This window comes from Achromobacter sp. EB05 (assembly GCF_044232075.1).
GTDB lineage: Bacteria > Pseudomonadota > Gammaproteobacteria > Burkholderiales > Burkholderiaceae_B > Achromobacter > Achromobacter dolens.
This window is the reverse complement of sequence record NZ_CP155917.1, coordinates 3347322-3368760: the sequence shown is the minus strand read 5'-3', so window position 1 is coordinate 3368760 and position 21439 is coordinate 3347322. Positions and strand designations below refer to the sequence as shown.

Sequence of the window (21439 nt, the reverse complement as noted above, 5' to 3'; positions counted from 1 at the left end):
CGATGCGAAACGTAAACGGCCGCAAGCGGGCGGGGCCGTGATGTGATGGACGATTTTTGGCCGGCCGGCTCAGGCCTTGGGCAGGTTGCCGAAGGCCTCCAGCGCGCGCAGGCGGCTCTGCGCCAGGTCGACGATGGGCAGGGGATAGCCGGCCGCCGCGCGTTCCATCGGGCTGGGATCGTGGATGGCGCTGTCGTCCAGGTGGGCCAGCTCGGGCAGCCATTCGCGCAGGAACACGCCGCGGGGATCGAACTTGCGCGATTGCGACAGCGGATTGAAAACGCGGAAGTAGGGCACGGAATCCGCGCCGGTGGACGCGCTCCATTGCCAGCCGCCGTTGTTGGCGGCCAGGTCGCCGTCGACCAGGTGCGCCATGAACCAGGCTTCGCCCAGGCGCCAGTCGATCAGCAGGTTCTTGGACAGGAACATGGCCGTGACCATGCGCAGCCGGTTGTGCATCCAGCCCAGCGCCAGCAATTGCCGCATGGCGGCGTCGACGATCGGCAGGCCGGTGCGGCCCTGCTGCCAGGCCGCGAGGTCGTCGGGCGCGTCGCGCCACGGCACCGCGGCGGTTTCCGGCTTCATCGGCCGGTGCATCGACAATTCGGGGCAGGCCGCCAGCAGATGCTGGTAGAACTCGCGCCACAGCAGTTCGTTGATCCAGGTGGCGGCGCCGGCATTGCCGCTCTCCAGCTCGCCGTGGTTGGCCGCCTGCGCCGCGCGCAGGGCCTGGCCCGGCGACAGCACGCCGGCGGCCAGGTACGGGGACAGGCAACTGGTGGCCGGCAGGCTGGGGAAGTCGCGTTCGTCGCGATAGGCGTCGATGACTCCATCGACGAAGGCGTCCAGTCGTTCGCCCGCCGCGCTCTCGCCGGCCGGCCACAGCGCGCGGATGGCGTCGCTGGCGGGCGGGTAGCCGTCGAACGCGTCGGGCAGCGGGTCGGCCTGCCAGGCCGGCGCGGCCTGCGGCCTGGGCGCCGGCGTCGCGCGCAGCGGGGCGCTGCGCAGGCGTTCGCGGCAGGCGCGCGCATATGGGGTGTAGACACGGTAGCAGTCGCCCTTGCCGGTCACCACGGTGCCCGGACGCAGCAGCGAGGCGCCGTGGTGCAGGTGCCAGTCGATGTCGGCCTCGGCCAGCCGCTGCGCCACGGCGTCGTCGCGGCGGCGCTCGTTGACGGCCCATTCGGTGTTGGCGTGCACCTGCGCGATGCCGTGTTCACGGCAGAAGCCGGCCAGCGCTTCGGGCACCTGGTCCCAGGTGTCCAGCGTCAGCAGCTTCAGCGGAATGCCGAGGCGGCCCAGGTCCCGCGACAGCTCGCGCAGGTTGCGCAGCCAGAAGTCGACCTTGGCCGGCGCCTCGCCGTGGCGGCGCCATTGGCCCGGCGCGGCAATGAACAGGGCAGTGACCGTGCCCGCCTGCGCCGCGGCTGCCAGGGCGGGGTTATCGTGCAGGCGCAGGTCGGTGCGCAGCCAGATCAGGGTATGCATGAGGGCGGTCGTTCCGGAAAGGGGCGGCGGGAAGGGCGCGGCAAAGGCAGGCATTCTATCGCGCCCCGGCGGCGCCTCCGCGAGCCGGGCGGCTGCCCACACCATGTAAAAACTACGAGTAGATGTGACGGCGGTGACGGCGCGTGCGCCGCCAGCGGGCGCAGGGGGGGACGGCGGATGCCCGGGCGATGCCGGCCGGCCGGCGGTCAAACCATGAAACACGCTGGCGCCGCCGCCTTATTGACGCCGCCGCGGCCCGCGCCATGTAATCCAATTACCGACAAAGCAAAAAATGAACGCCATGGGACATCTGATGGATTTCCGCGCGTCCTTCCTGAGGGGACGCGCACCCGCCGCCAAGACGCCAGGCGATGTATTGCAGGATCTGTGGCGTTCCTTCGACCTGCCCGGCGAATCGCTCGAGCACGTGGTGCTGATCGGTAACGAGCCGGTGCTGCCGTCCTCATTCGCGGTGGGGACGGCGGCCCAGGTCAGCATGGCGGCGGCGGCGCTGGCCGCGGCCGAGTTGTGGCATCTGCGCGGCGGCGAGCGGCAGCAGGTTGGCGTGGACATGCTGCACGCGGCGCAGGAATGCCGCAGCCACTTCCTCATCAACGGCGCCTCGCCGGATCCGCGCGATCCGATCACTGGCGTGTATCGCTGCGGCGATGGCGGCTGGGTCCGCATCCATGCCAATTTTCCGCACCATCGCGACGGCGCCCTGGCCTTGCTGGGCTGTCCGACCGGCGACGGCGCCACCCGCGAAGCGGTCGAGCAGGCGCTGGGCCGCTGGCGCGCGCAGGATTTCGAGCAGGTGGCGGCGGACGCAGGCATGGTGGTCACCGCCATGCGCAGTTTCGATGAATGGGACCGCCACCCCCAAGGGCAGGCGATCGCGGCTCAGCCGCTGCTGACGGTCGAGCGCATCGGCGAGGCCGACCCGCGGCCCCTGCCCAAGTATGGGCACGATCCGCGCCCGCTACAGGGCATCCGCGTGCTGGACCTGACCCGCATCATCGCCGGCCCGGTCTGTGGCCGGGCGTTGGCGGCCTACGGCGCCGACGTGATGCTGGTGAATTCGCCGCACCTGCCCAATATCGCCAACCTGATCGACACCAGCCGCGGCAAGCTGTCGGTACACGCCGACCTGGACACCGCCGACGGCCGCATCGCGCTGGCCAATCTGCTGCGCAGCGCGCATGTGTTGGTGCAGGGCTATCGGCCCGGCGGCATGGCCGCGCTGGGGTTCGGTCCGCAGGACGCGGCGCGCCTGCGGCCGGGCATCGTCTACGTGTCCCTGTCCGCCTACGGCGCCTCCGGCCCATGGGCGGGCCGGCGCGGCTTCGATTCGCTGGTGCAGACCGCCGCCGGCTTCAACCATGCCGAGGCCGAGGCCGCTGGCCAGGACGCGCCCAGGGCGCTGCCGATGCAGATCCTGGATCACGCCTCGGGCTACCTGATGGCGTTCGGCGCACAGGTGGCGCTGGCGCGCCAGGCCACCGAGGGCGGCAGTTGGCATGTACAGGTGTCGCTGGCGCAGACCGCGCATTGGTTGCGCACGCTGGGCCGCATCGACGGCGGCCTGAACCGCGCCATGCCAGGCTTCGAGGGCATGATGGAAACGGAGGCATCGGGGTTCGGCGAATTGATCGCGATGCGCCATGCCGCGCAGTTCTCGCTCACGCCGGCTCGCTGGACCCGGCCTTCCAGCCCGCCTGGCACGCATCCGACGGTGTGGCCGTTCAATTGACGGCATCGCGGCCGCGTTATTTCTTGCCGGCCTTCCAGTCGCGCAGCGCCTTCATGGTGTTAGTGACGTGGGCCTCGGGGTTCATGTTGGTGTATTCGTACAGGATCCTGCCTTCGGGCGAGATCACGTAGGACACGCGCTGGGCGCGCTCGGGCCGCGCGTCCAGCACCGCGTCGTAGGCCTTCATGATCTTGCCGTCGCCGTCGGCCGCCACCGCGAACTTGCTGCGGCATTCGCTGACCGAGAATTTGTTCAGGGTGTCGATGTCGTCGGCCGAGACGCCGATGACGGTGGCGCCCAGCGACTTGTATTCGTCGGTGGCCTCGGCGAAGTCATGGGCCTCGATGGTGCAGCCCGCCGTGAAGGCGGCGGGGTAGAAATACAGGACGACCGGACCCTTCTTGAGCGCCTCGGCCAGCTTGAAGGTGAACACATTGCCGCCGAGCGAGGCCTGGGCGCTGAAGTCGGGCGCGGGCGCGCCGACGTTGAGGGCGGCCTGGGCGGCGGGGCCGGCCAGCAGGCCGCAGGCGAGGAACAGGGGGGCAAGGCGCTTCATAGGGGTCTCCGCGAATCGATGGGCCGTGGGCCGCGTGGACATCGACGGGGCCGGGCCTGACCACTGTAGCCGCGTCGTCCGCAGGAATCCAGCCCGGCGGACGACGCGGCCTTAGTTGCGAGGTCAGTCGCGGCCGCCACGTTCATGCGGCGCGCCGCGCTCGCCGCCACCGCCGCGTTGCGGTTCCTGGCCGCCGGATGGCCGCCCGCCGCCGTGTTGCGGATTGCCCTGGGGCCGGGCCTCGGGGCGGTTGGCGGGAACCGCATGCGACTCGCGTGGCGCGCGTGGCGCCAGGTTGTCCGGGGCCTGGCCGGGACGCGGCCCTTGCTGCGGCCGAGCCTGGGGCTGGGCTTGCGGCGGTCGCGATTGCATCTGACTGGGCGGCTGGGCCTGTGGCGGCCTCGATTGCGCTTGACTCGGCGGCTGGGCCTGCGGCGCGTTTTGCGGTTGCCGCGCTTGCGGTTGGCCGGGCGTCTGTGCCTGCGGCGGGCGGGCCTGCTGCCCCGGCGCCTGCGCAGCAGGCGGGCCGCCGGCACCGCCACGATTGAAATCCGCGCGCGGGCCGCCGGGCGTCGCGGCGCCCGGTCCACGGTCCGGGCCATTGCCCGGTCGATTCTGCGCGCCGCTTCCCGGACCGTTTCCTGGGCCATATCCTGGCCCATTTCCAGGCCCGTTGCCCTGGCCCGCGCCGGGGCGCGGTCCCGCAGCCGGCCCGCCGCGGCCCGGCGCATGGTCCACGAACGCCTGCGGCGGCCGCCCCTGGTTGTGGTCGAAGAACTGGGCGCGGTTGCCGCCGGCCTCGCGCACGAAGCCGCGTTGCACGTCGGTGGGCGGATGGTGTGGTTCGTTGCGCGCGGCGACCTCGCGCGGGTCGGGCCGGCGCTGGATGCCGGCCGGGCCGCCGTTGTAGCTGATGCGGCGGTTGTCGATATTGTTGTTGACCACCACCGTGTGGTTGTAGACGTTGGTGACGCGGGTGACGTTCACGTTGGTCACGGCGCGGTTGTAGAAGAAGCGGTCGTGATCCCAGTAACCGCCGACGTAGCCGATGCCGATATAACCAAAGCCGTAGTTGACGCCGCCGTAGAAGCCGATGTGCGGCCCCCAGTAACCCGCATGCCACAGGTAGACGCCGTCGACGAAGCCCCAGTAGCCCGGGGTCCACAGCGCGCCGGTGTAGGGCGCCAGCACCCAGGCGCCAGGCACCCAGAAGTAGCCGTAGCGATTCAGGCTCCAGTAACCCGGCACCCACATGTAGCCGTCGCCGGGGGCGGGCGGTTGCGTGTAGACCGGCAGGGGCGGAGGCGGTTGCGGGCTGCGGTCGATCGGCGCCAGGTTGGCATTGGCGGGATCGCCGTTGTCGTAGGCGGGGGCGGCTGGAGCGGCGGGCGGCGCGTACGTCTGCGCCATTGCGCCGGCGCAGACGGTCATCAGCACGACGGCGGCCAGGGGGCGCAGGCGGGGAAGCGGGGCGAGGGCATTCATGGCGTTTCCTTTGCGCGGCGCGGCGCGCGGATCAATAGCCGTGGTAGTAGCCACCGTGATAGTAATAGTGCGGCGCGGGGTAATAGTAATAAGCAGGCGCCGGCCGGTAATAAGCCGGGCGCGCCGGCACCACCACACAGCCGGTCAGGGCGCTGGCCATCGCCAGCATCAACAGAATCGTCTTCTTCATTTGGGATCTCCTGCCGAGCGCCTGGCGTGCGTCACGCCTTCCTTGGGCTCGTAGGGATTAGGCCATGACCGCGGGGGCGAGTTCTGGGTCTGTAATGGATCCGAAACAGCTTTCAGGTGACGGATGTTTGCGCCGGCGTGACCGTTGATGTCGTTCGTAGCAATTGTTCCGGCCCGCGGCCCAGCGGCCGGCCGTCCATGAAAAAGGCCGCCTCGCGGCGGCCTTGAGAGGGTGGCGCGAGGCGCCGGGGCGGTCAGTTCCAGCGGCCGCCGTTGCCGGCCAGGCTGAAGCGGCCGGCGCCCATGAAGGCGATGGCCAGGGCCGTGAACAGGAACATGCCTTGCAGTTCCAGCGCCCAGCCGCCGTTGTTGGTCAGGCTGCCGATCTGGCCGGTATGGGCCAGCAGGATCGCGACCACCATGTTGATGGCGATGATCAGGCCGCCCAGGCGGGTGTAGACGCCGATGATCAGCAGCACCGGCGCGATGATTTCGCCGATGTAGACGCCGTAGGCCAGGAAGCCGGGCAGGCCGTGCGAGGACAGCATGCCGGCGATGCCGCCGACGCCGCCGCCGGTGATCTTGAACAGGCCATGGAGCAGAATCAGGATGCCGAGGGTCAGGCGCAGGATCAGCTTGCCGGTGTCGTCGGATTTGATCATGGTGGATTTCTCTTATGGTGGTTAAGGGGGATGCGATGCGCCGGTTGGAGCGCACGCCGAGCCTTTGGTTCCCGCTCCCGCGCCGGCTGGCGCGGGGTTGGCCATTATTACAAATCCGGAATGTGACCAGCAAGCGTTTTGCCGGGGGGGACGGCCAGTCGGTGCTGACGAATGCTTACAGTTCCTCGAGATAGCGCATGCGGAAGCGCCGGCCCTTGATGTTGCTGTTGGACAGGCGCGAGAAAGCCTGCTTGGCGATCTTGCGGTCCAGCGCCACGTAGGCGTTGAACTCGGTGATGTTGATCTTGCCGACCTGCTCGAAGGCCAGGCCGCCGTCGCCGGTCAGGGCGCCCAGCAGGTCGCCGGGGCGCAGCTTGTCCTTCTTGCCGCCCTGGATGCACAGCGTCACCATGGGCGCGCGCAGGGGGCGGTCGGCCTTGGGGCGCAGCGATTTCAGGTCGCCCCAGGTCAGCGGCGCGCCCTGGTATTGCTCGATCAGGTTGGCCCAGCGCATTTCGTCGGGCGAGCACAGGCTCAGGGCCAGGCCCTTCTGGTCGCCGCGGCCGCTGCGGCCGATGCGGTGCACGTGGACTTCGGTGTCCTTGGTGACGTCGACGTTGATGACCGCGCCCAGGTTCTGGATGTCCAGGCCGCGCGCGGCCACGTCGGTGGCCACCAGCACGGCGCAGCTCTGGTTGGCGAACTGGATCAGGATCTCGTCGCGCTCGCGCTGTTCCAGGTCGCCGTTCAGCGCCAGGGCGCTGATGCCGTCGGCCTGCAAGCGTTCGACCAGATCGTGGCTGCGGATCTTGGTGTTGCAGAAGGCCAGCGTCGAGACCGGGCGGAAATGCGCCAGCAGCCTGGCCACCGCGTCCAGGCGTTCGGCCGGGTCGATCTCGTAGAAGATCTGTTCGATGCGGCTGGCGTCATGCTGCGCCTCGACCTTGACCTCGGCCGGGTTGCGCAGGAAGCGCGCGCTCAGCTTGCGGATGTTGTCGGGGTAGGTGGCCGAGAACAGCAGGGTCTGGCGCTTGGCGGGGCAATGCGAGGCGATCGCCACGATGTCGTCGTAGAAGCCCATGTCGACCATGCGGTCGGCTTCGTCCAGCACCAGCGTGGTCAGGCCGGACAGGTCCAGGCTGCCGCGTTCCAGGTGGTCCTGGATGCGGCCGGGCGTGCCGACCACGATGTGGGTGCCGCGCGCCAGCGATTCGGCCTGCGGGCGGGCCGCGGCGCCGCCGCACAGCGTCAGGATCTTGACGTTGGCGATCTGGCGCGCCAGCCGGCGCAGCTCCTGCGCCACCTGGTCGGCCAGCTCGCGGGTCGGACAGAGCAGCAGCGCCTGCGGCGTCAGGCGGGTGGGATCGAGCTTTTGCAGCACGCCCAGGCCAAAGGCCGCGGTCTTGCCGCTGCCGGTCTTGGCCTGCGCGATCAGGTCGCGGCCTTCCAGGATCAGCGGCAGGCTTTGCGCCTGGATCGGCGTCATCTGCTCGAACCCCAGGCTTTGCAGGTTATCGAGCAGGGCGGGCAAAAGGGGCAGGGAAGTAAAGGGCGTCTGGGTCACGGCAGGGGCTCTCGCAGGAACTGCGATAAATACGGATTCGGCCGACAGTGTAAGGCCTGCGGGTCCCGAGGGCGCCCGGACCGGCGCACGCACCGGCCGCCGGGCGCGCGCCAATTCGGGGGCGCGTGGCGCTATCCGGCCGACGGTTCGTAGGTGCCCGCCAGCGCCCGCGCCGCTTCCTGCATGCGCGGCAGCCAGGCGCGCGCGCCGTCGATCGACAGCCGCGCCATCGGCGCGTGCAGCGCCACGGCGGCGATGGCGCGGCGCCCGCGCATGATCGGCACCGCCATGCAGACGATGCCGAGCAGGAATTCCTCGCGGTCGAAACTGGCGCCTTCCTTGCGGATCGCCAATAGCTCGCGTTCCAGCGCCGCCGCGTCGCATAGCGTGTTGGGCGTGTAGCGCGGCAGCGGCGCCGCCGCCAGCAGCCGCGCGCGCGCCTCGCGCCGCATGTGCGCCAGGAACAGCTTGCCGCTGGCGCTGCAATGCAGCGGCACGCGCGAGCCGGGCTGCAGGTTGACGCGCAGCGGCCAGGCGGTCTCGACCCGGTCCAGGTAGATGACCTCGTCGCCGTCCAGCATGGTGCAGTTGCAGGTTTCGCCGATCTCGTCGACCAGGCTGTCGAGGATGCGGTGGCGCTCGGCCCGCAGGGGCGAATTGAGCAGGGTGTCGCGCGCCAGCAGCGCCAGCCGCGGGCCGGTGATGTAGCTCTTGCCTGCGGGCTCGCGCAGCAGCATGCCGGCGTCCACCAGCCGCGACACGATGCGCAGCACGGATGGCTTGGGCAGGCCGGTGGCCTCGGTCAGCGCCGCCAGCGATACCGGCGTCTCGGAACCGGCGACCTGTTCCAGCAGGGATAGCGCGCGCAGCGCCGCGGAGGATTCGTCTTTCATCTTTCAATATTTGAAGATTTGGCGAAAGGCCGCCAGGTTGATGCGGATTCTGCAGAAAATGGAACGCTGCAGGGTGGGAAATGCTGGAGTTCTGCTGCAGTATCGGTTCACCCCGGCCAATATGCAATCCAAGCCGCGCCGGTCCGCCAGGAGAGAGACCATGAGCAGCAAACAACACATGACCCCCAGCGAAGCGTTCGTCGAGACGCTGGTGGCGCAGGGCGTCAAGGACGTTTTCGGCATCGTCGGCTCGGCCTTCATGGACGCGCTGGACCTGTTCCCGGCCGCCGGCATCCGCTTCGTGCCGACGGTGCACGAGCAGGGCGCCGCCCACATGGCCGACGGCTATTCGCGCGTCACCGGCCGCCACGGCGTCTGCATCGCGCAGAACGGCCCGGGCATCACCAACTTCGTCACCGGCGTGGCCGCGGCCTACTGGGCTCACAGCCCGGTGGTGGCGATCACGCCCGAGACCGGCACGTCCGGGATGGGCCTGGGCGGCTTCCAGGAAACCGAGCAGTTGCCGATCTTCTCGCGCATCACCAAGTACCAGGCGCACGTCAACCGCCCCGACCGCATGGCCGAATTCACCGCCAAGGCCTTCGACAACGCGCTGGCCGAGCGCGGCCCGACCCAGTTGAACATCCCGCGCGATTATTTCTATGGCGAGATCGACGTGGCGATTCCGGAGCCGCGCCGCATCCGCCGCGGCCCGGGGTCCGACGAGGACCTGGAAGCGGCCGCGCGCCTCCTGGCCAGCGCCAGATTCCCGGTGATCGTCGCCGGCGGCGGCGTGCTGTTCTCGGCCGGCCAGGCCGAATGCGTGGCGCTGGCCGAATTGCTGGGCGCGCCGGTGGTCACCAGCTACCTGCACAACGACGCCTTCCCGGCCAGCCATCCGCTGTGGTGCGGACCGCTGGGCTACCAGGGCTCCAAGGCCGGCATGAAGCTGCTGTCCCAGGCCGACGTGGTGCTGGCGCTGGGCACGCGCCTGGGACCCTTCGGCACCTTGCCGCAGCACGGGCTGGACTACTGGCCGCAGAACGCGCGCATCATCCAGGTCGACGCCGACCACCGCATGCTGGGCCTGGTGCGGCCGGTGTCGGTGGGCATCTGCGGCGACGCCAAGCCGGCGGCGGCGGCGCTCGCCGCGAAACTGCGCGATCGCGAGGTCGCCTGCGTGGCCACCAAGGCGGCGCGCGGCGAAGAGATCGCGGCGCAGAAAAGCGCCTGGGAAAAGGAACTGGACGGCTGGTCGCACGAGCGCGACGACTGGAGCCTGGACATCATCGAGCACGGCGGCGGCCGCATGCATCCGCGCCGCATGCTGCGCGAACTGGAGCGCGCCATGCCCAAGCATGTGATGGTGTCCACCGACATCGGCAACATCTGCTCGGTGTCCAACAGCTACCTGCGCTTCGACGAACCGGATTCGATGCTGGCGGCCATGAGCTTCGGCAACTGCGGCTACGCGCTGCCCGCGCTGATCGGCGCCAAGCTTGGGCGCCCGGACCGGCCGGCGGTGGCCTACGTTGGCGATGGCGCCTGGTGCATGAGCTTCCAGGAACTGCTGACCTGCGTGCGCGAACGCATCCCGGTGACGGCGGTGGTGTTCCACAACGGCCAGTGGGGCGCGGAAAAGAAGAACCAGGTGGATTTCTACGGCCGCCGTTTCGTCGGCAGCAACCTGCAGAATCCCAACTTCGCGGAACTGGCGCGGGCCATGGGCGCCGAGGGCATCCGGGTCGAGCATGCCGACCAGGTCGGCGCGGCGCTGCAGGCCGCGTGCAAGGCGCAGTCCGAGGGCAAGACCACCGTGCTGGAGATGATGGTGAGCCAGGAGCTGGGCGATCCGTTCCGCCGCGACGCGCTCAAGCAGCCGCTGCGCCTGCTGGACAAGTACAAGCGCTACGTCAACCAGCCGTTCCAGCCGGGCGAGGTGCCGCTGCCGATCGACCCGGTGCGCGGCTGACGCCATGGCCAGCGACCGCTTGTTCGAGCCGCTGCGGGCCGCGGCGCTGTCGGCGGGGCGGGTGCGCACGGCGGTGGCCTATCCGCTGTGCGCGTCCAGCCTGGGCGCCGCGGTGCAGGCGCGAGAAGCCGGCTACATCGAGCCGCTGCTGGTCGGGCCGGCGGCCCGGCTGGCGGCCTTGATGGCCGAACTGGGCCTGCGTGCCGGCTCGCTGGAGATCGTCGACACGCCCGACGACGAGGTGGCCGCCGCGCGCGCCGCCGCCGGCCTGGCGCGCGACGGCGCCGTCGGCATGCTGATGAAAGGCAGTCTGCACACCGACCACTTCATGTCGGCGGTGGTGGCGCGCGAATCGGGCCTGCGCACCGGCCGGCGCATCAGCCATGCCTTCGTGATGGCGGCGGCCGCGTATCCCAAGCTGTTCATCCTGACCGACGCCGCCGTCAACATCGCCCCGACCCTGCAGGAGAAGGCCGACATCGCGCAGAACGCCATCGACCTCGCGCGCGCGCTGGGCGTGGCGCGGCCCAAGGTGGCGGTGCTGTGCGCCACCGAATCGGTCAACCCGGCGATGCCGGCCACGCTGGACGCGGCGGCCCTGTCGAAGATGGCCGACCGCCAGCAGATCCGCGGCGGCCAGATCGACGGTCCGCTGGCGTTCGACAACGCCATCTCGCGCCAGGCGGCCGAGCAGAAGGGCATCGTCTCGCCGGTGGCGGGCGATGCCGACATCCTGCTGGTGCCCGATATCGAGGCCGGCAACATGCTCTACAAGGAACTGACCTGGCTGGCTGGCGCGGCCACCGCCGGGCTGGTGCTGGGCACGCGCGTGCCGGTGCTGCTGACCAGCCGCTCGGACGCGGTGCAGGCGCGGGTCGACAGCTGCGCGGTGGCGGCGCTGTATGCGCGGGCGCTGGCGGCCGGCGCGCGTTGAATCGGGTCGCCCGCCGGCCTGGCACCATCAAGTCCGGCGGTTTGGTACTAAGCCGGACCCCCCGGGTTGACTAGGCTAGCGCCATAGCCATCGTTTGAATGGCTCATGCCAACAATGCCAAGGGGTGGATGATGCGCAGCGCGACACGCGGCTTTGCCGCAATACTGACAGCATGGGCCTTGATGGCCGGCACGCACGCGGCGCGGGCCGCCGACGCGCCCAAGCCGGGCGGCACGCTGGTGATCGGCTCGACCCAGGTGCCGCGGCACCTGAATGGCGCGGTGCAATCGGGCATCGCCACGGCGCTGCCCAGCGCCCAGCTTTTCGCCAGCCCGCTGCGCTACGACGCCAACTGGAAGCCGCAACCCTACCTGGCGCAGTCGTGGGAGCTGGCGCCGGACGCCAAATCGCTGACCCTGCACCTGCGCCACGACGCGCTGTTCCACGACGGCAAGCCGGTCACGTCCGAGGACGTGGCGTTCTCGGTGATGGCGGTCAAGCAGAATCATCCGTTCCAAAGCATGCTGGCGCCCGTCGAAAGCGTCGACACGCCCGATCCCTACACCGCCGTGCTGCGCATGAGCAAACCGCATCCGGCGATCCTGCTGGCGCTGTCGCCGGCGTTGATGCCGGTGCTGCCCAAGCACATCTATGGCGACGGGCAGGACCTGAAGAACCATCCGCGCAATTCGGCCAACGTGGTCGGCTCGGGCCCCTTTACGCTCAAGGACTTCAAGCCGGGCCAGGAGATCGTGCTGGAGCGCTTCGACAAGTTCTTCGAAAAGGGCAAGCCCTACCTGGACCGGGTGGTGGTGAAGATCAATCCCGACGCCACCAACCTGCTGATCGGGCTGGAGCGCGGCGACATCGGCGTGCTGCCGTACATGACCGAGCCGACCATCCTGCGCCGCGCCAAGGACAATCCGCAGATCGTCATGACCGATCGCGGCTACGAAGGCATCGGCGCGCTTGGCTGGCTGGCGTTCAATACCGCGCGCAAGCCGCTGGACGACGTGCGCGTGCGGCAGGCCATCGCCTACGCCACCGACAAGGGGTTCATCACCAAGGCGCTGAACGCCGGCTTCGCCAAGCCGGCGGACGGGCCGATCGTGGCGTCCAGTCCCTACGCGACCCAGGACCTGAAAAAGTATCCGCTGGACCTGAAGAAGGCCGAGCAGTTGCTGGATGAAGCCGGCTTCAAGAAGGATGGCAAGGGCGAGCGCATGGCGCTGACGGTCGACTACATGCCGGGCAGCGACGTGCAGGGCAAGAACGTCGCCGAATACCTGCGCAGCCAGTTGAAGAAGATCGGCATCGCGGTGCAGGTGCGCGCCTCGCCCGACTTCCCGACCTGGGCCAAGCGCATCGCCAGCCATGACTTCGACATGACCACCGACATCGTCTTCAACTGGGGCGATCCGGTGATCGGCGTGCACCGCACCTATCTGTCGAGCAATATCCGCGACATCATCTGGACCAACACGCAGTCCTACAGGAATCCTAAGGTCGACGAACTGCTGGCGCAGGCCGGCACCGAAACCGACGAGGCCCGGCGCCGCGCGCTGTATGCGCAGTTCCAGCAGATCGTGACTGAGGACCTGCCGATCGATTTCCTGACGGTCATCCCGTACCACACGCTGTCCTCCAGGAAGGTGCATGGCCTGCCCGATGGCATCTGGGGCCTGCTGTCGCCGCTGGACGACACCTGGCTGCAATAGGAGAGCGGCCATGTTGCGCTATCTCGCGCGTCGCATCGGCTATGCCGTGGTGCTGCTGCTGGCGGTGGTGACGCTTAACTTCCTGTTGATCCACATCTCGCCGGGCGATCCGGTCGAGACCATCGCCGGCTCCATGGGCGGCATCAGCGAGGAACTGCGGGCCCAGTTGCGCACCCAGTACGGGCTGGACCGGCCGTTCCTGGTTCAACTGGGGCTGTATCTGTCGCAGGTGGCGCGCGGCGACCTGGGCTATTCCTACTTCTTCAACCTGCCGGTGGCGCAGTTGATCTGGGAGCGGGTGCCGGCCACGCTGCTGCTGGTGCTGACGTCGGTGTCCAGCGCCTTCCTGGCGGGCACCGCGCTGGGCGCGCTGGCGGCGCGCAAGCCCAACGGGCCGCTTTCGCAGGGCATTACGCTGCTGTCGATCGTGGGCTATTCCGCGCCGGTGTTCTGGACCGGCATCATCCTGATCATCCTGTTCGCGTCGCTGCTGCCGTGGTTCCCGGTGTCGGACATGCGCTCGGCGGGCGGGCCCGAGGGCGGCTGGGCCGGCGCGCTGGACGTGCTGCACCACCTGGTGCTGCCGGCCTTCACGCTGGCCTTCGTGTACCTGGCGCAGTACAGCCGGCTGGCGCGCGCCAGCGTCATGGATGCGCTGGCGGCCGACTACATCCGCACCGCGCGCGCCAAGGGCCTGCCCGAGCGCACCGTGCTGTACCGGCACGCGCTGCGCAACGGCGTGCTGCCCGTGGTGACCATGCTCGGCCTGCAATTCGGCAACGTGCTGGCCGGCGCCATCCTGGTGGAAACGGTCTTCAACTGGCCGGGGCTGGGCCGGCTGGCGTTCGATTCCGTGCTGCGGCGCGACTATCCGACCCTGCTCGGCATCCTGCTGTTCGCGTCCCTGCTGGTGGTGGTGATGAACCAGCTTACCGACCTGGCCTACCGGCTGATCGATCCCAGGATAAAGACCTCATGAGCCACGTTCCTCCCGCCTTGTCCGGCGCGCCCGCGCCGGCGGCCGCCCGTGCGGCGCGGCCATCGTACGAAGCGCTGCGCGCGTTCGCCCGCAATCCGGGCGCGCTGATCGGCTTGCTGTTGCTGGCCGCCATCCTGGCGGTGGTGCTGATCGGCCCCCTGGTGATGCCGGCCGATCCCTTCGAGATCGCCAGCGCGCCGATGGAGCCGCCCGGCGGCGAGCTGCTGCTGGGCTCGGACTATATGGGCCGGGACGTGCTGACCGGCATCATCCATGGCGGGCGCGCCACCTTGCTGGTCGGCGTGGTGGCGGCGGTGCTGTCGATGGCCATCGGCATCACCGTGGGCGCGCTGGCCGGCTACTACGGCGGCTGGGTCGATGAAACGCTGATGCGCATCACCGAGTTCTTCCAGGTGCTGCCGGCGCTGTTGTTCGCCATGGTGCTGGTGACGCTGTTCTCGCCGTCGCTCGGCACCATCGCCGTGGCCATCGGCGTGGTTAGCTGGACCGCCACCGCGCGCCTGGCGCGCGGGGAATTCCTGAGCCTGAAGCGGCGCGAATACGTGCTGGCCGAAAGAGTGATCGGCTCCAGCAACGCGCGCATCATCTGGCGCGTGATCCTGCCCAACGCGCTGGCGCCGCTGATCGTCTCGGCCACGCTGGCCATCGGCACCGCCATCCTGTTCGAGGCGGGCCTGTCGTTCCTGGGGCTGGGCGATCCCAACGTGATGAGCTGGGGCCTGATGATCGGCAGCAACCGCCCCTACATCCTGACTGCCTGGTGGGCGGTGACGTTGCCGGGCGCGGCCATTTTCCTGACGGTGCTGGCGGTCAGCCTGATCGGCGACGGCCTGAACGATGCCCTCAATCCCAAGCTGGCCAGCAAACGGAGAAGCTGATGAGCGCCTTGCTTGAAGTCCGCGATCTCGGCGTGTCCGCCGCCCACGGCGGCCCGGTGGTGGTGCGCGGCGTGTCCTACACCGTCAACCGCAACGAAATCCTGTGCGTGGTGGGGGAGTCGGGATCGGGCAAGTCGGTCACCGCGCAGGCCATCATGGGCCTGCTGCCGCCGGATCAGTTGCGCGTGACCCAGGGCCGTATCCTGTACGACGGGCGCGACCTGGTCGGCCTGTCGGCGGCCGAATGGCAGGGGCTGCGCGGCCGCAGGTTCGGCATGGTGTTCCAGGAGCCCATGACCGCGCTCAATCCCGTCATGCGCGTGGGCCGGCAGGTGGAGGAGGTGCTGGCCTGGCACACGGACATGGACGCCGACGCGCGCAGGCAGCGGGTCCTGGAGCTGTTCGGCCAGGTGCTGCTGCCCGATCCCCGCGCCATGTACGCGGCCTTTCCATTCCAGTTGTCCGGCGGTCAGCGCCAGCGCGTGGTGATCGCGATGGCGCTGGCGCTGGAGCCGGACGTGTTGATCGCCGATGAGCCCACCACCGCGCTGGACGTGACCACGCAGGCGCAGATCCTGGCGCTTATCAAGGACATCCAGCGGCGCATGGGGATCGGCGTCATTTTCATTACCCATGATTTTGGCGTGGTGGCCGACATTGCCGACCGCATCGTGGTGATGCGTCACGGCGCGGTGGTGGAGGCGGGCGCGGCCGCCGAGATCCTGAACCGGCCGCAACATCCCTACACCCGTCAATTGATCGCGGCGGTGCCGCACAAGCCCGAGGGCAAGGAAGAGGCCGCCGCCACGCCGCCGCTGATGACCGTGGCCAAGCTGTGCAAGACCTACGTCACCGGAGGCCGCCGGGTCGAGGCATTGCGGGATATTTCGCTGGAGATCCGCCAGGGCGAGACCCTGGGACTGGTGGGCGAATCGGGCTCGGGCAAGTCCACGCTGGGCAGCGCGCTGATCGGCCTGGTGGCGCCAGACAGCGGCAGTGTGCGCCTGGACGGCCGCGAACTGGTCGGCATGACGCCAAGGGATTTCCGGCCCTACCGGCGTCAGATCCAGATGGTGTTCCAGGACCCTTACGCTTCGCTCAACCCACGCCAGCGCGTGGTCGATTCGGTTGCGCAGGGGCCCATCGGTTTCGGCGAAAGCCGCCAGACCGCGCTGCGCGAGGCGCGCGAACTGCTGGCCCTGGTGGGGCTGGGCGGCGACGCGGGCGAGCGCTATCCGCACCAGTTCTCGGGCGGCCAGCGCCAGCGGGTCGGCATCGCCCGCGCGCTGGCGCTCAAGCCGCGGCTGCTGGTGGCCGACGAGGCGGTCTCGGCGCTGGATGTGTCGATCCAGGCGCAGGTGCTGGACCTGCTCAAGACCATCAGCGGCCAGTTCGACCTGTCGGTGCTGTTCATCACGCACGACCTGCGCGTCGCGGCGCAGATCTGCGACCGCATCGCCGTGATGCGGCACGGGCAACTGGTGGAGCTGGACCGCGCCGCCACGATTTTCTATCACCCGCGACACGAATACACGCGCCGCCTGATCGATTCGGTGCCGGGCAAGGCCTGGAACAAGCCCGACCTTCAGGCGCTGGCGGACATCACGAACAGGAGCAAGCAGCATGCATGACGCCCCGCATCCGGGACCGGCGCAAGCCGCCCGCACCACCATCTTCGCCGCCCGCGCCATCCTGACGATGAACCCGGCCCAGCCGCGCGCCACGCACGTGGCGGTGCGCGATGGCCGCATCCTGGGCGTGGGCAGCCGCGAAGACCTGGCCGGTTGGGGACCCGCCGACCTGGACGAGCGCTACGCCGACCACGTCCTGATGCCGGGGCTGGTGGAGGGGCACTGCCATCTGCCGGAAGGGGGCATGTGGCAGTTCGCCTACGTCGGCTACTACGACCGCCGCGGGCCCGACGGCCGCGTGTGGCCGGGCCTGCGAAGCTTCGAGGCGGTGGCCGCGCGCCTGCGGGAATTCGCCGCCAGCCTGGCGCCGGAACAGACACTGATCGGCTGGGGCTTCGATCCCATTTTCTTCGGCGGCCAGCGCATGAGCGTGCGCGACCTGGACGCGGTGTCGGCCGAGCGGCCCGTGGTGGTGATGCATGCCAGCATGCATCTGATGAATGTGAACACGCCGATGCTGTCCCGCGCCGGCATCGACCGCGATACGGATATCGAAGGCATCAGCCGCTTCGCCGACGGCCAGCCCAGCGGCGAGCTGTGCGAATTCGCCGCCATGTTTCCGGTAATGCGGTTGATCGGCAATCCGTTCCGCACCGTGGGCCTGTCGGAAAACGGCCTGCGCATGTTCGGCAAGGTGGCGCAGTGGGCCGGCGTCACCACCGCCACGGATCTCGTCAACGAACTGGGCGACGAGGGCCTGGCGACGCTGGCGCGGGTCACGGCCGAGCCCGACTATCCGGTGCGCATCGTGCCAGCGGCGTCGGCGCTGACCTACGCCGGCGACCCGGCCGCCTGCCTGGCGAAGCTGCGCGAGGCGGGCCGGCTCAATCATGGCAAGCTGCGCCTGGGCATGGTCAAGCTGGTGGTGGACGGCTCCATCCAGGGCTTTACCGCCAGGGTGCGCTGGCCGGGCTATTACAACGGCGCGCCCAACGGTATCTGGGTGATCGCGCCGGGCGAGCTGGACGGGCTGGTGCAGGCCTATCACGAGGCCGGCGCGCAGTTGCACATCCACACCAATGGCGACGAGGCCACCGAGCTGGCGATCGACGCCATCGACCGCGCCTTGCGCCGCAGCCCGAGGCGCGATCACCGCCACACGCTGCAGCATTGCCAGATGGCCGATGCCGCCCAGTTCCGCCGCATGGCCAGCCTGGGCATGTGCGTGAACCTGTTCGCCAACCACATCTTCTACTGGGGCGACGCCCATTACGCGCTGACCATGGGACCGGATCGCGCCAACCGCATGGATGCCTGCGCCTCGGCGGCGCGCGCGGGAGTCCCGTTCGCCATCCACTCGGATGCGCCCATCACGCCGCTGGGGCCGCTGTTCACCGCCTGGTGCGCCGTCAACCGCCAGACCGCCTCGGGCCGGGTGCTGGGCGAGTCCGAGCGCATCAGCGTCGAGGCGGCGTTGCATGCCATCACCCTGGGCGCGGCCTACACACTGCACATGGACCACCTGGTCGGCTCGATCGAGGTCGGCAAGCACGCCGATTTCTGCGTGCTGCGCGACGATCCGCTGGACGTGCCGCGGTCACGGCTCAAGGACATCGAGGTGCTGGGCACGGTCATCGGCGGCCGGCCGCTGGCGCCCCAGGCAGCCTGACATGGCGCGCATCCCGCTGACGGTGGTGGGCGGTTTCCTGGGCGCCGGCAAGACCACCCTGCTGAACCACGTGCTGGCGACCGGCCGCCGCCGCGCCGCGGTGCTGGTCAACGATTTCGGGCCGGTCGATATCGACGCCGGCCTGCTGGCCGAGCGCGCCGACAACGTGATCCGGCTGGCCAACGGTTGCGTCTGTTGTTCGATGGCGGGCGGCCTGGACGACGCGCTGGCGCGGGTGCTGGCGCTGGATCCGGCGCCCGGGTGGATCGTGATCGAGGCCAGCGGCGTGTCCGACCCGGGGCGCATCGCGCAGGTGGGGCTGTCGGATCCGCTGCTGCAACTGGAGGCGGTGGTGGTGCTGGTGGACGCGGGCGCCATCCGCGAGACGCTTGCCGAACCGCTGCTGGCCGACACGGCGCAACGCCAATTGCACGCCGCCGACCTGCTGGTGCTGAACAAGACGGACCTGTTGCCCGCCGCCGCGTTGCCGGCGCTGCGCGACTGGCTGCGGACGCAGGCGGGCGGGGCGCCGATCGTAACGGCGCGCGAGGCGCGGGTGGACCTAGGCGCATTGCTTGGCGCGGACGATCGCGGCCATGAAAACTGCGCGGCGCATTGCTGCGATCCGGCGCACCGCCACGCGGCGGCCGGACAGGCGCATGCCCTGGACGCCGACGAGCCGCAACATCCATTCCAGAGCTGGCTCTGGTCCGCGCCCGCCATGCTGCATGCCGACCGCCTGGCCGATGCGCTGCGGCAGTTGCCGCGCCATTGGCTGCGGGCCAAGGGCTGGGTGCGCACCGAACGCCATGGCTGGGTGCTGGTGCAACTGGCCGGACGCCGGGTGCGCTTCGATACGCGGGCGGCGCGCCCCGCCGGGGTGCGTTCGCCGTCGCTGGTCTTCATCGGCATGCGCGGCACGGCGCAAGTCGATGAATTGGACGCGCGGCTGGCGCCCGCCGCCGAGTCAGGCGCCACGTCAGGCGCTACGTGAGGCGTCGTGAAGGCAGGCGCCGCGCCGGCGGGGCCGTTCTGGTGCAAGCGATTTGCCGCGTCTGGTTCTAGACCCTGCCCAGGCCCCCCGCGTACCTTGGGCATGGAGCCTGGGCGCACGTCGCGCCCGGCGATCGAGGAGGGTAGGCAATGCAAAAGACCGTCACCGTGGACATGCTGGCCGAATTCGCGGCCGCATGGAACCGCCACGATATCGACGCCCTGATGTCCTTCATGAGCGAGGACTGCGTCTTTGAAACGGTGGGGGGCCCCGAGCGCTGGGGCGCCCGGCACAGCGGCCGCGAGGCGGTCCGCGCCGCTTTCGAAGCGGCCTGGAAGAACTTCCCGGATGCGCAGTGGAACAACGGCCGCCACTGGGTGGCGGGCGAGCGCGGCGTGTCGGAATGCACCTTCACCGGCACGGCCGCGGACGGCTCGCGGGTCGAGGCCGACATGGTCGACGTGTTCACCTTCCAGGACGGCAAGATCCGCGTCAAGAACGCCTTCCGCAAGCAACGCCCGGCCTTGCCGGCCCGCGCCTGAGCCGACGCCGCCACCGGACACCGCCCCATGGATGCCGCTATGTCTTCCGATCCGTCGAATACCGCCGGTACCCTCATCGACCCCGACGGCATGCCGGCCGCGCCGCCCGCCGCCAGCCCGGCCGCCAACGCCTACGATCCGCTCTACGATCCGCTGGTGTCGGGGCCGGGACGCGGGCAGGAATACGCGCCAACCTACTGGGTCGACACGGCCGGGCCGCCGCCTGCGGACGACGGCCCGATCCAGGGCGACATCGAGGCCGACGTGGTCATCGTCGGCTCGGGGTTCACCGGCCTGTCGGCGGCGCTGGCGCTGGCGCGCGACTACGGCGTGCGCGCGGTGGTGCTGGAGGCCAACCGCGCCGTGTGGGGCTGCACCAGCCGCAACGGCGGGCAAGGGCAGAACGCGTCGGGGCGGCTGTACCGCTCGCAATGGATCGAACGCTGGGGGCTGGATGTCGCGCGGCGCCTGGACGCCGAGATCCACGAGGGCTTCGATTACTGGAAGAGCCTGGTGGCGCAGATCGATTGCGACGCGCAGCCCGGCGGCCACCTGTACACCGCGCACCGCGAGAAGAAGATGGCCTTCCTGCGCAACGAGGCGCGCGTGATGCGCGAACTTTTCGGCTACGACACGCACATGCTGACCAAGGCGGAACTGCGCGAGCGCTACGTCGACGACCACGAGGCGGTCGGGGCCTTGCACGAGCCGGACGGCATCGGCGTGCATCCGTTGAAACTGGCCTATGGCTACATGCGCCAGGCCCGCGCGCTGGGCGCGCGCGTCCATCCCGGCAGCCCGGTGTCGGGATGGAGCGAGGAGGGCGGCGGCTACCGGCTGCATACGCCGGGCGGCACGGTGCGCGCCAGGCGGGTGGCCTTCGCCACCGGGGGCTACACGGCGCAAGGGGTGAACGGCCTGCTCGACAACCGCATCATGCCGATCCTGTCCAATTCCATGGTGACCCGGGTGCTGACGCCGGACGAACGCGCCCGCGCCGGCCTCAAGAGCACGGTATTCATCACCGACACGCGCACGCTGCGCTTCTATTACCGGCTGCTGCCGGACGGCCGCATGCAGATCGGCAGCCGCAGCGCGTTGCGCGGCGCCGACGCGCAGCATCCAAGCCACCTGGCGCTGCTGCGGGAAGGGCTGGCGCGCAAGTTCCCGTCGCTGCGCGGCATCGAACTGGACTATGCATGGACGGGCTGGGTCGACGTCAGCCACGACATGATGCCGCGCATCACCCAGCCGGACCCGGCGCGGCAGGTTTATTACGCCTTCGGCTATGGCGGCAACGGCGTGTCGTTCTCGGCCCATGCGGGGCGCCGCCTGGCGCAGCGCATGATGGGCCAGGACGGCCTGTCGTGGAACCTGCCGATCTACGACTCGCCGCTGCCCGGGCACCTGTTCGCGCCGTTTCGCCGGCTGGGACAGGCGTTGCTGTATCGCTGGTATTACCTGCGCGACGAAGTGCTGTAGCGGCGGGGGCGTGGCGCGGAACGCGCCCGGAC

General features: G+C 69.6%; 18 protein-coding genes. 11 read left to right on the top strand and 7 right to left on the bottom strand.

What is annotated here, in order from left to right:
- Positions 1 to 69: 69 nt before the first annotated feature.
- Positions 70 to 1488, bottom strand: a complete 1419-nt coding sequence (gene phrB / locus AAID08_RS15390) for a deoxyribodipyrimidine photo-lyase (RefSeq protein ID WP_144657602.1) — start codon at positions 1486 to 1488, stop codon at positions 70 to 72.
- A gap of 301 nt (positions 1489 to 1789) precedes the next feature.
- Between phrB and AAID08_RS15385 the strand changes: the two genes are divergently transcribed.
- The gene (locus tag AAID08_RS15385; protein WP_395757822.1) at positions 1790 to 3238 is read left to right on the top strand and encodes a CoA transferase; all 1449 of its coding nucleotides are present in this window, start codon (positions 1790 to 1792) and stop codon (positions 3236 to 3238) included.
- A gap of 16 nt (positions 3239 to 3254) precedes the next feature.
- Here AAID08_RS15385 and AAID08_RS15380 read toward each other — a convergent pair whose 3' ends face one another.
- The 6 genes from AAID08_RS15380 to AAID08_RS15355 form a co-directional block, all read right to left on the bottom strand.
- Positions 3255 to 3794: a peroxiredoxin gene (locus AAID08_RS15380; RefSeq protein ID WP_054504300.1), complete on the bottom strand. Its 540-nt coding sequence runs from the start codon at positions 3792 to 3794 to the stop codon at positions 3255 to 3257.
- Positions 3795 to 3917: 123 nt separating this feature from the next.
- Positions 3918 to 5279 (bottom strand): adenylate cyclase, encoded by a 1362-nt coding sequence (locus tag AAID08_RS15375; protein WP_343718933.1) that lies wholly within the window; start codon positions 5277 to 5279, stop codon positions 3918 to 3920.
- A 31-nt stretch (positions 5280 to 5310) separates the two neighbouring features.
- A complete protein-coding gene (locus AAID08_RS15370; protein ID WP_006385045.1) occupies positions 5311 to 5469 on the bottom strand; it encodes a hypothetical protein in 159 nt (52 codons plus the stop codon).
- Between the two features lie 253 nt (positions 5470 to 5722).
- Positions 5723 to 6130 carry a DoxX family protein gene (locus AAID08_RS15365; RefSeq protein WP_049074147.1) on the bottom strand — a complete coding sequence of 136 codons (408 nt, stop codon included), beginning with the start codon at positions 6128 to 6130 and terminating at the stop codon, positions 5723 to 5725.
- A gap of 175 nt (positions 6131 to 6305) precedes the next feature.
- Positions 6306 to 7694 carry an ATP-dependent RNA helicase DbpA gene (gene dbpA, locus AAID08_RS15360; RefSeq protein ID WP_054504299.1) on the bottom strand — a complete coding sequence of 463 codons (1389 nt, stop codon included), beginning with the start codon at positions 7692 to 7694 and terminating at the stop codon, positions 6306 to 6308.
- 131 nt (positions 7695 to 7825) lie between these two features.
- On the bottom strand, positions 7826 to 8587 hold the full coding sequence (locus tag AAID08_RS15355; RefSeq protein WP_054504298.1) for an IclR family transcriptional regulator: 762 nt from the start codon (positions 8585 to 8587) through the stop codon (positions 7826 to 7828).
- Positions 8588 to 8747: 160 nt separating this feature from the next.
- On the opposite strand from AAID08_RS15355, the gene xsc reads away from it, so the two are divergent.
- The 10 genes from xsc (at position 8748) to AAID08_RS15305 (ending at position 21407) form a co-directional block, all read left to right on the top strand.
- Positions 8748 to 10559 carry a sulfoacetaldehyde acetyltransferase gene (xsc, locus tag AAID08_RS15350; protein ID WP_063583568.1) on the top strand — a complete coding sequence of 604 codons (1812 nt, stop codon included), beginning with the start codon at positions 8748 to 8750 and terminating at the stop codon, positions 10557 to 10559.
- Between the two features lie 4 nt (positions 10560 to 10563).
- The gene (locus AAID08_RS15345) at positions 10564 to 11493 is read left to right on the top strand and encodes a bifunctional enoyl-CoA hydratase/phosphate acetyltransferase (RefSeq protein ID WP_144657596.1); all 930 of its coding nucleotides are present in this window, start codon (positions 10564 to 10566) and stop codon (positions 11491 to 11493) included.
- A 182-nt stretch (positions 11494 to 11675) separates the two neighbouring features.
- Positions 11676 to 13211, top strand: a complete 1536-nt coding sequence (locus tag AAID08_RS15340) for an ABC transporter substrate-binding protein (RefSeq protein WP_395756565.1) — start codon at positions 11676 to 11678, stop codon at positions 13209 to 13211.
- Positions 13212 to 13221: 10 nt separating this feature from the next.
- A complete protein-coding gene (locus tag AAID08_RS15335; protein WP_054504295.1) occupies positions 13222 to 14190 on the top strand; it encodes an ABC transporter permease in 969 nt (322 codons plus the stop codon).
- Positions 14187 to 15089: an ABC transporter permease gene (locus tag AAID08_RS15330; protein WP_049074140.1), complete on the top strand. Its 903-nt coding sequence runs from the start codon at positions 14187 to 14189 to the stop codon at positions 15087 to 15089. Before AAID08_RS15335 ends, AAID08_RS15330 begins: the two co-directional genes overlap by 4 nt.
- Positions 15089 to 16720 (top strand): dipeptide ABC transporter ATP-binding protein, encoded by a 1632-nt coding sequence (locus tag AAID08_RS15325; RefSeq protein ID WP_395756564.1) that lies wholly within the window; start codon positions 15089 to 15091, stop codon positions 16718 to 16720. The genes AAID08_RS15330 and AAID08_RS15325 overlap by 1 nt, the downstream gene beginning before the upstream one ends.
- Positions 16713 to 18389 carry an amidohydrolase gene (locus AAID08_RS15320; protein ID WP_395756563.1) on the top strand — a complete coding sequence of 559 codons (1677 nt, stop codon included), beginning with the start codon at positions 16713 to 16715 and terminating at the stop codon, positions 18387 to 18389. Before AAID08_RS15325 ends, AAID08_RS15320 begins: the two co-directional genes overlap by 8 nt.
- Before the next feature lies 1 nt (position 18390).
- Positions 18391 to 19383 carry a GTP-binding protein gene (locus tag AAID08_RS15315; protein ID WP_372412463.1) on the top strand — a complete coding sequence of 331 codons (993 nt, stop codon included), beginning with the start codon at positions 18391 to 18393 and terminating at the stop codon, positions 19381 to 19383.
- Between the two features lie 149 nt (positions 19384 to 19532).
- Positions 19533 to 19925 (top strand): nuclear transport factor 2 family protein, encoded by a 393-nt coding sequence (locus AAID08_RS15310; protein WP_064526043.1) that lies wholly within the window; start codon positions 19533 to 19535, stop codon positions 19923 to 19925.
- A 90-nt stretch (positions 19926 to 20015) separates the two neighbouring features.
- Entirely contained in the window at positions 20016 to 21407 is a 1392-nt protein-coding gene (locus AAID08_RS15305) for an NAD(P)/FAD-dependent oxidoreductase (protein WP_395757821.1), read from the top strand.
- The last annotated feature ends 32 nt before the right edge of the window (positions 21408 to 21439 follow it).